16 protein-coding genes are annotated in these 12,124 nt (G+C 67.0%); all 16 read left to right on the top strand.

The annotated features are described in order from the left end of the window. The first annotated feature begins 222 nt into the window (after positions 1–222). The gene (locus ACZ3HL_RS43495; protein WP_465537756.1) at positions 223–375 is read left to right on the top strand and encodes a hypothetical protein; all 153 of its coding nucleotides are present in this window, start codon (positions 223–225) and stop codon (positions 373–375) included. A 232-nt stretch (positions 376–607) separates the two neighbouring features. Then, a complete protein-coding gene (locus ACZ3HL_RS43490) occupies positions 608–1,264 on the top strand; it encodes a hypothetical protein (RefSeq protein ID WP_465537755.1) in 657 nt (218 codons plus the stop codon). Positions 1,265–1,503: 239 nt separating this feature from the next. After that, the gene (locus ACZ3HL_RS43485) at positions 1,504–1,944 is read left to right on the top strand and encodes a hypothetical protein (RefSeq protein WP_465537753.1); all 441 of its coding nucleotides are present in this window, start codon (positions 1,504–1,506) and stop codon (positions 1,942–1,944) included. Positions 1,945–2,071: 127 nt separating this feature from the next. Then, entirely contained in the window at positions 2,072–2,977 is a 906-nt protein-coding gene (locus tag ACZ3HL_RS43480; RefSeq protein WP_465537752.1) for a hypothetical protein, read from the top strand. 82 nt (positions 2,978–3,059) lie between these two features. Further along, positions 3,060–3,980 (top strand): hypothetical protein, encoded by a 921-nt coding sequence (locus ACZ3HL_RS43475; RefSeq protein ID WP_465537750.1) that lies wholly within the window; start codon positions 3,060–3,062, stop codon positions 3,978–3,980. A 44-nt stretch (positions 3,981–4,024) separates the two neighbouring features. Beyond that, complete coding sequence (locus tag ACZ3HL_RS43470) at positions 4,025–4,801, top strand: hypothetical protein (RefSeq protein WP_465537748.1); 777 nt, start codon at positions 4,025–4,027, stop codon at positions 4,799–4,801. 535 nt (positions 4,802–5,336) lie between these two features. Beyond that, positions 5,337–6,116: an AAA family ATPase gene (locus ACZ3HL_RS43465; RefSeq protein WP_465537746.1), complete on the top strand. Its 780-nt coding sequence runs from the start codon at positions 5,337–5,339 to the stop codon at positions 6,114–6,116. Continuing rightward, positions 6,088–6,420: a hypothetical protein gene (locus ACZ3HL_RS43460; protein ID WP_465537744.1), complete on the top strand. Its 333-nt coding sequence runs from the start codon at positions 6,088–6,090 to the stop codon at positions 6,418–6,420. The genes ACZ3HL_RS43465 and ACZ3HL_RS43460 overlap by 29 nt, the downstream gene beginning before the upstream one ends. A 253-nt stretch (positions 6,421–6,673) precedes the next feature. Next, positions 6,674–7,072, top strand: coding sequence for a hypothetical protein (locus tag ACZ3HL_RS43455; protein WP_465537742.1), 399 nt, complete (start codon positions 6,674–6,676; stop codon positions 7,070–7,072). Between the two features lie 239 nt (positions 7,073–7,311). Then, on the top strand, positions 7,312–7,653 hold the full coding sequence (locus ACZ3HL_RS43450; RefSeq protein WP_465537741.1) for a hypothetical protein: 342 nt from the start codon (positions 7,312–7,314) through the stop codon (positions 7,651–7,653). Between the two features lie 292 nt (positions 7,654–7,945). Beyond that, positions 7,946–8,227, top strand: coding sequence for a hypothetical protein (locus tag ACZ3HL_RS43445; RefSeq protein ID WP_465537739.1), 282 nt, complete (start codon positions 7,946–7,948; stop codon positions 8,225–8,227). Positions 8,228–8,858: 631 nt separating this feature from the next. Then, the gene (locus tag ACZ3HL_RS43440; RefSeq protein WP_465537737.1) at positions 8,859–9,218 is read left to right on the top strand and encodes a hypothetical protein; all 360 of its coding nucleotides are present in this window, start codon (positions 8,859–8,861) and stop codon (positions 9,216–9,218) included. 20 nt (positions 9,219–9,238) lie between these two features. Continuing rightward, entirely contained in the window at positions 9,239–9,808 is a 570-nt protein-coding gene (locus tag ACZ3HL_RS43435; protein ID WP_465537736.1) for a hypothetical protein, read from the top strand. Positions 9,809–10,037: 229 nt separating this feature from the next. Then, complete coding sequence (locus ACZ3HL_RS43430) at positions 10,038–10,373, top strand: DUF4326 domain-containing protein (RefSeq protein WP_465537734.1); 336 nt, start codon at positions 10,038–10,040, stop codon at positions 10,371–10,373. A gap of 414 nt (positions 10,374–10,787) precedes the next feature. Then, complete coding sequence (locus ACZ3HL_RS43425) at positions 10,788–11,402, top strand: hypothetical protein (protein WP_465537732.1); 615 nt, start codon at positions 10,788–10,790, stop codon at positions 11,400–11,402. Between the two features lie 87 nt (positions 11,403–11,489). Next, on the top strand, positions 11,490–11,708 hold the full coding sequence (locus ACZ3HL_RS43420) for a hypothetical protein (RefSeq protein ID WP_465537730.1): 219 nt from the start codon (positions 11,490–11,492) through the stop codon (positions 11,706–11,708). The last annotated feature ends 416 nt before the right edge of the window (positions 11,709–12,124 follow it).

Genomic DNA, 12,124 nt, shown 5'->3' with positions numbered 1-12,124 from the left:
CACCAATGCCAATGGCGTCCGTCAAACGCTCGTGATCACTAACCATCGCCCGCAAATCGCGCGTCACACCCACAACGGAACGCTACCCCACGCCCTGTTACAATCAGCAACAACACCAACACAGCCAGAGCCAGCGGCCAGCTAAGTAAGTGGCATTGCTCCCCCCCGGGGCACCCACCCCCCGGGGCACCCACCCGCGCGCTGGCCGTCGCCTTGTCCGGCGTGCTCACCGCGTGGGTTCATCACGAACGCGAGCGCCGCACCGTGGCGCCGCTCGCCCAAATCGACCGGGCGATCGCCTATCCCCTCGGTTCCTTGCTCACGGCATGGCTGCACCGCGACGAGCACGACGACCAGGCCGGGCTCCTGGGTTAACCCTGGGTTAACCCGGCGAATCAGGGCCCCGTAGCCGAGGGAGCGCCCGACACCGGATCCCGGGCGACGGGGAGCGGCACTTTGCGCCGGGCTCGGTGGTGGGGTCAAGCCAAAAGCGGGCTTGACCCCACCACCGGGCCCGGCGCCAGGCGAGCGCACCCCGCCGCCCGGAGAACACGGTGCAGGCCAGACCAGGTGGCGGGACCACCACTTCCGAACCCGAGGACCTGTGATGACATCCATCGACCCTGTTCCCCGCTTGGCCGCCGAACTGGACACCAGCCGCCACTCGCTCAGCAAACTGGGCACCGCCGTCGACGCCGTAGTCGGCGAGAGTGACAACCACTTCACCAACCTTTTTGAGGCTATCGCGGAGGCTTTCGACCTCATCGACCTCGCCGAGGATGAGATCTCCAAAGCGCGCAGCCGCCACCCGCAGCACAAAGACCTGCTCCATCACAGCTCTTCTTTGCTGACACCGAATCTCTCGCTGGAATGCATGGGATTCGAGATCGTCTACCGGGCGCACTGCCCCGAGATCCTCGATCGCGTCGCCGCCGGCGCGGATACCCGGCCCGGCACCGCGGCCGAGGTCTGTTGCGCCATGCGCAACACCAGTCTGCTGTCCCCGCTCACCTCCGCCGCCACCGGCTTGTACCTGCGGATGTGGCAGCGTGCCGGCCTCCCCGAACTCGAGGAGTTCGCCGACGCCGGACGACACCACGAAGCGTTGGAGAAGTCCCTCATCGACGACCACGAGGCCCTCGCCCGCCGCAAACTCGCGATGCCCGATCGCCGCCTGGGCGAGATCACCTGCCGCGGACTGCATGACGCCGTCGAGGTCGCCTGCCGCTACGGCCCAGCCGCACAACTCGCCCCCGAGACCTGAGTCACCGGTCGCCGCGATCCCCCTCCGAGAGAGAAACCGATGCGTTGCTGAAAGGACTGTCGACCTGCGCGAAAACCGACGGTCGACGTCCTTTTCGGTCACATCGACGACCGTCGTCCGGTACGCGGACCGGCAGCCTCTCGACCCAACCTGGCCCGGTGAGGCTCGGCAACTCGATCACCGAACACAGCCCAGTAACCCCTATCCAGTCCACAGCACGAGAAGGACGCCGATCCACAATGGACACTAATTCCTGCAGGGTCACCATTCCGAGCCGCACCGCGCCCGCTGTCCTCGCCATCGCGGCCACGGCAATCCTCGTCGCCGGGTGCGGCGGCTCGCGTCCGTGGCTGACCGACGACCTGCTCGTCGACAACGGCCGTTTCTACGTCACCTGCGAGGACCCGGCCGACGAGCAGCACGAGAAGGAGGTGTGGTTGAGCCCCGAGCAGGCGGCCGACCACACCGAGGGCCAGCCGTGTCCGGACGGGCCGCTACGCACGGGCGAGTACTGGCAGGAACCCGATGCCGACCGCAAGCGGGTCACGATCACCCGGCCCGCCAGGCCCACGACGCCGCCCGCTGGACGCACCGCGCTCAGCACGGTCAAGCAGCCGCTCCCGACCACCAAGACCGCCACCGCGGCCAAGACCGGCACCGCGGCGAGCAAGACCAAGTAGAGCCCATCGCGTCCCACGCCCGGTACCGCCAGCCGAACAGGTAGCCACCCGCCGTCCAGACAGGACACGCGGCCCGGCCTGCGCAACACCAAATTTCCGTCACCACGACAGAAGTGGAGTCTCCAGAATGGACACCACCACGTTCGACCCGGTCACGGCCATGCCGGAACCGGGGCGCGCCGCCTACGTGGCCGACAGCGTCATCGCCCAGCACCCCATCCTCGGGCGGGTGATCATCGTTCATGTCGCCGGACACGCGCACTCCCAATTCGACCAGGTCGCGCACCGCCACGCCGCCGCCACGGCCCGGGCGATGAGGTGGCCCGGTGTCCGGCTGGCCGAGCACACCCTCCGGCAGGACAAGCGCCTCGCCACGTTCGTCTACGGCTACGTGCCCGAGGAAGCGCTGCTGCGAGTCCCGCCTGTCCTTTATCCCACCGGTGGTGCCGAGGCGCCCGAGGGTGCGCTGTCGGAGGTCTACGACGGCGTCTACGTAGTCGAGATCCTCGACTACGACGACCTGACTCACATGGCCCACTGCTGGGACTGCGGCGAGGCGTTCGGGCCAGGGAACAAGCGGATCACGGCCGTGAAGACCCTCGGGATAAACGCCGACCCGGACTACCTGCACGAGAACTGCTGGAACACCCGCAAGAAAAACTGGGGCCGCCCGCCGAGGCTCCCGGAGGGGCCACTGACGTGGCATATCAGCGTCGCCAGCCCCGTCACCACCGGCCCGGTGCCCACCACCGAACACGGAGTCGTGATCCTGAGCGTGCAGGGAGAACCCGCTGTGCGGATCGACCTGCGCACCGGCGCCATCGGCATTCGCCCCACCACCAGCCCCCGCGAGGACAGCGACCCGCTCACCGTCACCGGCTGGCACGAGATCCCAGGCGCGTTCGACCCGCCCACCCCGGTCCTGCTCTCTATGCCGGTGCCGCTGCGCGTGGTCCCGAACGACGCGGAGATCATCCACCTGCCCGGCCTCGGCGCCGACCGCGACGGCGAGGGCGGGCCGGGGCATGGATAGCCGCGTCGCGCTGACGGCTGGGACACGGGCTGCCAGCGCCACCCACCCATTCCCGTCCCCCGATTCCCGAGGAGTCACGCCCGTGAGGTTCACCGTCTCCACCTTGTTCCACGAGCGCCCCAACGACCGCAGCATCACCATCCATGCCGACGAGGACGCCGCCCGCGGCGCCCTGTACGCACGAATCGCCCTCGAGTGGGACGCGATCCACTGCCCGGACGGCGCCCAATGCGCGATCGACTGGTGCACAGGCGCGCAGCGCCCCCTCTTCAGCTTGACCCGTGACGAGGTGATCGACGCCTACCGCGAACACCGCAGGCACACCGACCGCGTCATCTTCGACACCCACGAGTTCGAGATCGATGTGGAAACGGCGCCCGGTCTCGGTGCCGTGTTCGGCACCGACGAGACCGCGGTCGCCGCGCTCGCCGGCCTCGACGATTCCACCCGCGACCGGATCGCGATCGCTCTCGCTACCGTCGCCAATGACAACAACCGGGCCCTGGTCCTGACCACACTGCGCGAGATCATCGGCGCGAATATCGAGATGTACGACCACCTCGACATCGAGAACGACAGCGCGATCGGCGTCCTGTTCTCCACCTACAACCCGAACGACGAGGGCTACCGCATCCACCGCGAAGCCGAAGTCCTGTTCGACAACGGCACCATCGACCCGACCGACTTCGGAGACGAGACCGCCGACGCGCTACACGCCCTCTACGGCTTCCAGGACAAGGACTTCACCGTCGCGGTCGACCTGCGCACCAGCAAGTTCGACGGCGACAGCACTCCCGCCCAGACCATCTACGAACGCCTCAACGCCACCGATCTCACGATGACACCCGACGAGGCGCTGCGGAAGCTCCGCTGGCTGGCCGACGACGCCACCTCCAGTGCGGAAGACCCCGCCAAGCTCGCCACCGGTTTCGCGAAAGCGTGGCGGGCGCTCGATATCGCGATGTGTGCCGGAGTCACGCCACCCGAGCGATGGCACCACTAACGCCCGCCATGGTCCCCTGTGCCAGTGCTCGAAAGGACAGCACCGTGAAGATCACCTTCAGTCCCGTGCCCGCCGGCACCCACTGGACCGTCCTGTTCGAACGCGAGACGACCACCCTGTATCACGTCAACGTCCCCCACAGCGATCTCGACATCGCACACGACGCCAACGACCTTGGCCCGCTCCGCAACGCCCTCGAAACGCGGGCCCGCGAGAAGCTTGCCGCCGGGGAGGTCACCGTACTCGGCACCGGTTCTTCCCTGGACCTCCTGGACTGGGAACCGCAACGTGACAACGGCATCGCCAGCCGAGTCCCGGAGTACTACCAGGCACACTCCCCGGACAGCCACGTACCCACCGGCAGTGGAGGCACAGTCGACCTGAGCACTGAGGAGACCACGAGCGACAGCATCGCCGCGCTCGACGAGCACGCCCGCGAACGACTCACCGCCGCCCTGACCGCGTTCAGCGAAGGACGTCACCGCGCCAGCGTTCTGCACCACATTCGGAGAATCCTCGACGAGGACGCCCCCGGCCAGCCCGCGATCGGGGTCGTGTTCGTCACCGAGAACACCGACCAGGGCTACTACGTGCATCGCGTCGGCGAAGTCCTCTTCAGTGACGCCACCACCGAAGAGATCGACTTCGGCGACGACGTCCACGACGGGATGTACGTCCTCTACGGCGCCCAGGGAGAGAGCACCACCATCGCGATCGACCTGCGCACCGGCACCTTCGACGAGTCCACAGCCGTCGACGGCGACAACGTCCAGGTTCGCTTCGCCACCGGACCCGCCGGAGCCGGGAGGACGGGCACCTAACCCGCCACCCGGCCGGCGGGACGATTCACAGTTCTCTGGCTTCCGTCGAGACCATTCAGCGCGGCGCCGTCGCCGTAGGCCATCCAGCGCCAAGACACAGGACCGTCCAAGGCACTTACCAGGGCTCCCGACTTCTTCCTATTCGTGTGCGCCTACCCGGCCCGCGCGCCGGGCACAGCTGACCTTCCGGGCACGATCACGCAGATCCTGGGAGGCCGCTGGACTTTCGGCCTCCCAAACACCTGCCAGGAGCGGGTTCTGGGGATGGGAAGCCCTGGCGTCGTCCGCCGGGGGCCGGTGATCTGCGCGAAGCCGATCAGACCTCAGCCGGGGGCGCATCCGAGGTTCTGGCCCGAAAAGCGCGGGCCGAACCTCGGATGCGCCCCCGGCCACGGCCTGATGTCCGGCACGCAGACCACCGGCCCCCGGCCGAACCGCCCGGCGACTATCGGCTTAGGCGAGGCAAGCCCCGGGTTCGCCGGTGGTCCCGCAGTTGCGCAATCCACCCCACGCAGACCCGTGAAAGCGAGCGTCCATGCCTGCCTCCACCATCGTCGAGTCCAACGGCCAGTTCCGCTTCTACGGCGCCTCCGTGCGCACCCACGACCATTTGCCCGTGGCGACCTACGCCATCGATTTCAACCCATTGTCCGGCGGCTACAGCGTCCACGAAGTCGTTCCCCTCTCCCCCGGCGAGGAGAAGATCTACGGTTCTCACGCCGAGCGGGTGGACCTCATCGTGGACCGCTACCAGAAGATGGACCGGTCCCTGGGCGCGATCCTCTCCGGCGACAAAGGAATGGGAAAGTCGCTCATGCTCCGCATGCTCGCCGCGCGGCTCCGCGAGCAACTCGGGCTGCCGACGGTCCTCGTCCAGTACGCCACTCCGGGACTGGCGTCCTTTCTGGACGAACTGGGTGAGGTCGCGGTCATCTTCGACGAGTTCGAAAAAGTGTTCGCTAAGGACGACGATGAGGACTCACAGACCCAGTTCCTGTCGCTCTTCGACGGACTGAGCACGGCCAAGCGGCTGTACCTCCTGTCGGTCAACGACTTGAGCAAGGTCAACGAATTCCTGCTCAACCGGCCCGGCCGCTTGCACTACCACATGGAGTTCACCTACCCCGAGCCCGAGACGGTCGCCGCCTACCTGCACGACCAGGTCGCCGCGATCACAGACGACCAGGTCGCCGAGGTCGTCGATTTCTCCCGGAAGTTCGCCTTGAACTTCGACCATCTCAGGGCCATAGCTCTCGAGCTGAACCTTGGGGGGGGAGTTCTACAACGTGGTCCCGGAGCTCAACATCAAGCATAACCCCAGGGGCACCACCACCCGGGCGACCATCACCTGGGAGGACGGCAAGACCACCGTCATCTCTGGCTCCGTCGACCTGTTCGACAAGACGACCGACCAGTCGATCCACGACTACAACGAGGACCTGAAGCTGCTGTTCTGCCTCGGCAACGCGAAGTTGACCGAGCAAGGTTTCGTCTTCCGCGCCGGCGACTTCCGGATTGAAGATCGCCGCAGTGAATTCACGAAGATGGAGAAGGGCGACCTGAAGGCGGCTGCCTCCCTCGCTATCGCGCTCCAGCAGAATCGCCCCCTCAGCTTCTGAATCAGCGCACCACCACGGTCGCCTGAGGAGACCTCACCGTCCCCTCGGCGGACCGGCCCCTCACTCGCTCCGCGACCCGCCACCGTGTGTCGAAGCGCCGACCACGGCGGCGTCGCGTACCCGTGCATCGCGTCTTGCGTGCCGATCGTGGCGTCCCCCAGCTGCTCGCCATGCCCGGCTATCGCCGAACAGCAACCCGCTGCCGTCGTCCACTCGACGACCCAACCTGCGTGACATCCCTCGAAGGAGCGCTATGCCCAATGCCCCCGAACCGTTGACACTGCCCGCAGACGCCGACGACACCGCGGTGCGCCGTTTGGTCACCGCGCACTTCGGTCCCGGCCACACGATCCTCGGCATCACCGCTCCCGGCCCGCACCCCGGCATCCATCGCGCCACACTCGCCGCGCCACCCATGCCCAGTTGCGGCCTGATCAGCAACGGCTGGAAGCTACGGATCGAGCACGTGATCGCGGTATCCAACCGCGCTGCGTCCGACGCCGACTCGATGATGTCCCTCCTGCACGAAATCGGCATCGAGCCCTGCCGAATGTGCCGCCGCTGCTGGAAAAACTCCGACATTCCTCCACACCAGCGCGCCTCCTGCTACCCCGCCCCCCGCCGCCGCCGTCCGGCACGTCACCGGCGGTGACAACACCCAAGCCGACCTCAGCGAACCCCTGGGGGATTGCTAGTGACGCCCGCCCCGCGAGGACGACAACGTCGAGAACAACCCAGCGCTTGTAAGCGATCCGGGCCGCACAGACCCGTGACGCCCGGCGAGCCCAACATTGGCCTCCGAATGGGCTGTGTCCGCACGTCACGGTGTGTCCTCACCGCAGGTCGTCTTCACCGCCGTCCTCCGTGACACGAAAGGAGAATCCCGCCACCATGACCGCCAAGGCCCACGCCGGCCGACTGTACGGCAACACCACACCCGCGGCTCGTGCCGCGCTCATCGACCGCCTGATCACCCTCCCGCAAATCACCACCGCGCGGATCACCTCCGACGTCGCACCGCTGCGGATCGAAGGCACCCTGCACGACAGGCGCCCGTACTACTTCCGGGCCCACTGGGGAGAAGCGTCCCTATCGATCGCCGCCGCCGGAAAGAACCAGGTCGACTCCAGCGCGCTCACCAAACGCATCCCGTGCGCGTTCGGGCTCACCACCGAGACCAGCGACGACGCTCTGGACGTCATCAGCGCTCTGCTGGAGCAGCACCACCTGTGACCTGCCCGGTATCCACGACGGACCTTGATCGAGGAGTCTCCAGCGTGTCCGCCGTTCGTACCCGGCCGGAAATCCACACCTGGCACAGCCTCACCGCGCGCGGCACCCAGGTCATCACGACCCGATCATGGACGTCACCCCGATACCCCGCGGGCAGTGCCGGTGCGGTCCCAGACCATCACCGCACAGACGCGCTGCTCACCCAGCTCAGCCGCTCCACCTGCTAAACACACGGCATCGAGCCTCAGCAGGCCCTCACCCAACTCGGTATCACGAGTTTCAGGAGGAAAAGATGGGACAGCAGATCATTCGGCAGCCCGACGGCAAGTTCGCAATCTTTTCGTCCACGTCCGATGTCGGCTGCATCATCATGTACGACGCCGACGCTGACAAGATCGTCGAGTGGTTCGCCGAGCAAGCAGCGAAGAGCGCCCGCGAACAGGCCACGAGAGCGCTGGAGCACGTCGCGGCAGGCGAACCGGACAAGATCTATCACCAGTTCGCGCTCACCTGGGAGGAAGCGATGCAACTCGACCGCGAACACGACGGCACCGCGTGGAAGAGCTTCAGCTGAGGCAAACGTCGCCTCCCTCGATTCGCTGCTCCCTGATACGGGGCGGCGCTGGTAACGGCCGCCGCGGCGATGCTCGCTGCGCGCCATCGCACTGCGACGTAACCTCATGGCAGCCAGGACGCTGAACGTCGGCCTCGTCTCAGCCGCGGCAAGCCACTTCGGCAGTTGCGGTGCGCGCGGCGTCGAATGCCACAGGGGCCCCAACGTAGCGCCACCGCCCAGCGGGCCGAACGCTGACTGTATCCGCCGGGATTCACGCACTCCTTGGTGTAGCTGCGCCGGGTGGGGCGCCGGCTGCGGCCGCCTCGGTCGCAATGTTCTCCCGCAGGGGGCCCGGATCGTCACCGTTGCGTTCCTGCGCGATCCCTGCCTAGTCCTGCACGGAAGACCTGCCACCACGCGATTTTCCGCACCCGTTGTCCTCGGCCATTGCCGCAGCTTCCTCGTTTGTGGCCGCCTGATGAGCTGAACCGCGCCCGCCCACGTCCGCGGCCGGCGCGTCACCGATTGCCCGCTTCTCACCACGGACAGGCGGTCGACGAAAACCACCACGCCACGGTGTGACCGCCTATCCCGGCCCTCAACGCGCCGACCACCATCGCGATGCCTCAGAAAGGAGGCTCCCGTCACCATGACCACCGAGGACCGTGACGACCACTGGATGTACGGACCGGGCACCCTCGGCGTACTCGTCAACCGGCTCACCAGCGACCCGCGGATCGCCAGCGCGCGGGTCACCTGCGACGCCGCGCCACTCCAGATCGAGGGAGAACTGGATGACGAGCGTCCGTTCTATTTCCGCGCCCGCTGGGGAACAGCGGCCCTCTCGATCGCCCCGGCCGGCGACAACCCGATCGGCGCCGAGGTCCGCACGGAGCACATCGAGTGCTCGCAGTGGATGGCCACCGAGGACGCCGACGAAGCGCTCACCCTCTTCGCCGCCCTGCTGGCCCTACTGGAAGTTCATCCTCGACAGGAGGTGACGGAATGACCGACGCTCCCACGGATTTCGTGGAGGTGGGCCGGAAGGCCTTCCTCGCGGGCGAGCCCAGCATGGCCTCGCTCAACGCGACCGTGCGTAAGGCGATCAAGGATATGGAAGTCGGCACAGGAGCGGAGGACATCTTCTACCACTTCCAGCAAGGATGGACCGAAGCGAACTTCGCCACCGGAGTCAGGATCCACTTCGATTCCCCTGTCAACCCCGGAAATACCGCCTGCGCAAGCAGAAACGCCGAGCCGATGCTGACCGGCGATCCCCGGGCCGTCACCTGCTGGCCGTGCCGGGATACCGAGGACTGGCTGTCGTACGCGGATATGGCCGACCTGGTGGACAGTCTGCCCGAGTCCACCGAGTCCGAGCCGGACAAGATCACCATCCTGCGTGAAGTGACGGGCAAGTTCTCGATGCGCAAGATCGAGGGAGTGGTCGTCGACCCGCAGACGGCGAACGCGATCCTCGCCGTGTACGACTCGGCCGCAGCACGCGCCAAGCCCGAGTTTCGGGAGAAGTTCGCGATGCTCCCGATCCTGCGTATGGCGAACGTGGCGTGGCGGATCGTGTCCGGCCGGCGTCACTAGCAGCAGGGTTCCCAGACAGCTCAGCTGGTCGTGACCGTGGAAAGTATGGCCGCCGTGCGGTCACGCCCGGGTTGTTGATCTGCGTGAAGCCAATCAGACCGCCGCCGACCCTTCGGGCACGGCCACGGCCTGATGCCCGGCACGCAGATCAACAACCCTCGGCCGAACCCGCCACGCGACATTTCGCGGGGCAGAGGAGAAGTCGAGACACCGGTGAGGAGCATGGAATTTGGCACATCCGCTGGTAGTCCACTGCAAGCGCGCTCGCTTCGATGTCTACATCGGACGCGGGCGGGATTCGAAGTGGGGCAACCCGTTCAGGATCGGCGTCGACGGCACCCGCGAGGAAGTCATCGACCTCTACGAAGAGTGGCTGCCTAGCCAGCCACATCTCATGGCCGCGCTCGGCGAACTGACCGAGCGGACACTCGGATGCTGGTGCGCTCCGCTCACCTGCCACGGAGAGGTCCTGGCCCGGCTGGCGGCACGCGTGCCGGTACTCAGTCCCTGGGGCGCCATCACGCCTCTCTCTGGCGGGTTCAGCGGCGCCAGGCCGCCGTTCTAACCCTCACGTGACGTGGGCGGGCGGAGTTGTCCTGCCCGTCCACATCGTCTCTGAAACCGACGCGCGACGCGGCAACACCTCATGCTGCCGTCTCCCTTCCCCTGCGCAGCTCAGAGCATCGCGTCGTGTGACAACAGAACTGGCGGCCATTGGCGTGGGTGCCGGTGGTGTCGCGCACCGGGCGGCGCGGGCGCACGCTGACCGACCTCGGCGTCCGTGTCAACCGCGCCGGGACGGGCCGCCGCACCTCCCTCCGGTCGGAGCGGCCCGTCCCGGCGCGGTTGACACCTCCCCCACCGCCGGCCAAGCGGGACGCGCCCCGCCCGGAGCGCAACACCCACTCCGGAATTCGCGGGAGGTACACCAGATTCGGCCGATCCCAGCTGGTCCGGGATCTCATAGGAGGGACAGCACATGACAGGGCAACCCGAATGCGATCTCATCGCGGAGATCGACAACCTCACCACCGGCGACGCCGCCAGCTGGAGCGCCACCCCAGGCAAGGCCGATTCATTGTGGCCGGAGGTCGCCGATGGGCTGATGACCGCCGTCCTGCTCGGCGCGAAGGGCGGCGGCTGGTGCGGGATCAGCTCCACGGAAGCGATCTCGGACATCGCGCAGCTGATCGGCGATCCCGCTGTTGCCCGCGATCGACTCCTGCACGGCGTGCAGGTCTGGGTCGGGGACAACTGCCGCAACGCCCTTCCGCGCAACGACGCAGCGACCGCGTTCCTGCACCGTCTGCTCAGCGATGTCAGTGACGGCAACTACGTCGCCAGCGACCACGACCGGGACCACGCCCGTGCGCGGTTGAGCGCCCCCGACCGCGCTCCTGTGGTCCATGGCCCGTGCCTGATCACCGGCGTGGCCGAGCACGGTGGCGCGGCGCCGTTTGACGATAACTTCCGCGACTGGATGGACGCGTTCCTCAACAAGATGGACGAATCGCAGATGCGTCTGCTAGCCGAGGCCGTCGCGCGCGAACGCGGGGTTCCGCTCGAGAACGTGGTGGTCGTCCGCATGGGCTGAACCACCAGAGAGGGTGTCCGCCAGGAACAAGATCCCGCCGGACACCCATCTTCTTCCCACACCTTTCACCCACGCCAGGAGGGCGTTATGTCCGACACCGATCTCCCGAGCGAGGACACACGCCGGAGGCGAACCATCAGGCGCCTCGCCGTGGTGTTCGTCGTCATCGCAGCAACCGCGATGACGTTCGTTCTGCTCACCGCCATCAATCACTTCGGTGAGCCGCTGCGCCGGGAAACCCAGGTTGTTGTCGATCACCTTGTGGATCGCCTCGTCGGGAACTGCGGTCCCTCGACCACCAGATGACCATGCTGCCGGGACACCGGCCGGGTCCTCATGCCGCAGCGCAAGACACGCCACGTGGAGCCGGTGCCTCCGGCATCAACTTCCCCCGCGCAGCAACAGAACAGGAAAAGCTCAATGAACAGAGCGGAAAGCCTTGTGCTGCGCGTCAAGTGCAATGCCCAGCCCGTCACGTTCGACCCTGTCGACGGGTCCATGGGCACGATCACCTACGGAGGCGCAGCATTACCCCAGCCCTGGCCGCCCGGGATGTGCGCGGCATCGTCAATCCACCCGCGACTCGGCGAGATGCGATAGCCGCCTGTAGATGCCGTCGTTCAGCGACATTCGGGCAGCAAGCGCCTCCACCCACCCCCTTCGGCCACCAGACCAGCCAACTACGGCTCGGGTCGGTCGATCGCGCCGTCCACGTGCTCGCA

Source organism: Amycolatopsis sp. NPDC000009, assembly GCF_055563465.1.
This window is presented reverse-complemented; position numbering and strand designations above follow the sequence as displayed.

Excerpts from the sequence above, each read along its gene's own strand:
- ACZ3HL_RS43480 (WP_465537752.1), top strand. The coding sequence starts at position 2,072 with ATGGACACCACCACGTTCGACCCGGTCACGGCCATGCCGGAACCGGGG.
- ACZ3HL_RS43420 (WP_465537730.1), top strand. The coding sequence starts at position 11,490 with ATGTCCGACACCGATCTCCCGAGCGAGGACACACGCCGGAGGCGAACC.
- ACZ3HL_RS43465 (WP_465537746.1), top strand. The coding sequence starts at position 5,337 with ATGCCTGCCTCCACCATCGTCGAGTCCAACGGCCAGTTCCGCTTCTAC.
- ACZ3HL_RS43445 (WP_465537739.1), top strand. The coding sequence starts at position 7,946 with ATGGGACAGCAGATCATTCGGCAGCCCGACGGCAAGTTCGCAATCTTT.
- ACZ3HL_RS43455 (WP_465537742.1), top strand. The coding sequence starts at position 6,674 with ATGCCCAATGCCCCCGAACCGTTGACACTGCCCGCAGACGCCGACGAC.
- ACZ3HL_RS43440 (WP_465537737.1), top strand. The coding sequence starts at position 8,859 with ATGACCACCGAGGACCGTGACGACCACTGGATGTACGGACCGGGCACC.
- ACZ3HL_RS43485 (WP_465537753.1), top strand. The coding sequence starts at position 1,504 with ATGGACACTAATTCCTGCAGGGTCACCATTCCGAGCCGCACCGCGCCC.
- ACZ3HL_RS43425 (WP_465537732.1), top strand. The coding sequence starts at position 10,788 with ATGACAGGGCAACCCGAATGCGATCTCATCGCGGAGATCGACAACCTC.
- ACZ3HL_RS43450 (WP_465537741.1), top strand. The coding sequence starts at position 7,312 with ATGACCGCCAAGGCCCACGCCGGCCGACTGTACGGCAACACCACACCC.
- ACZ3HL_RS43490 (WP_465537755.1), top strand. The coding sequence starts at position 608 with ATGACATCCATCGACCCTGTTCCCCGCTTGGCCGCCGAACTGGACACC.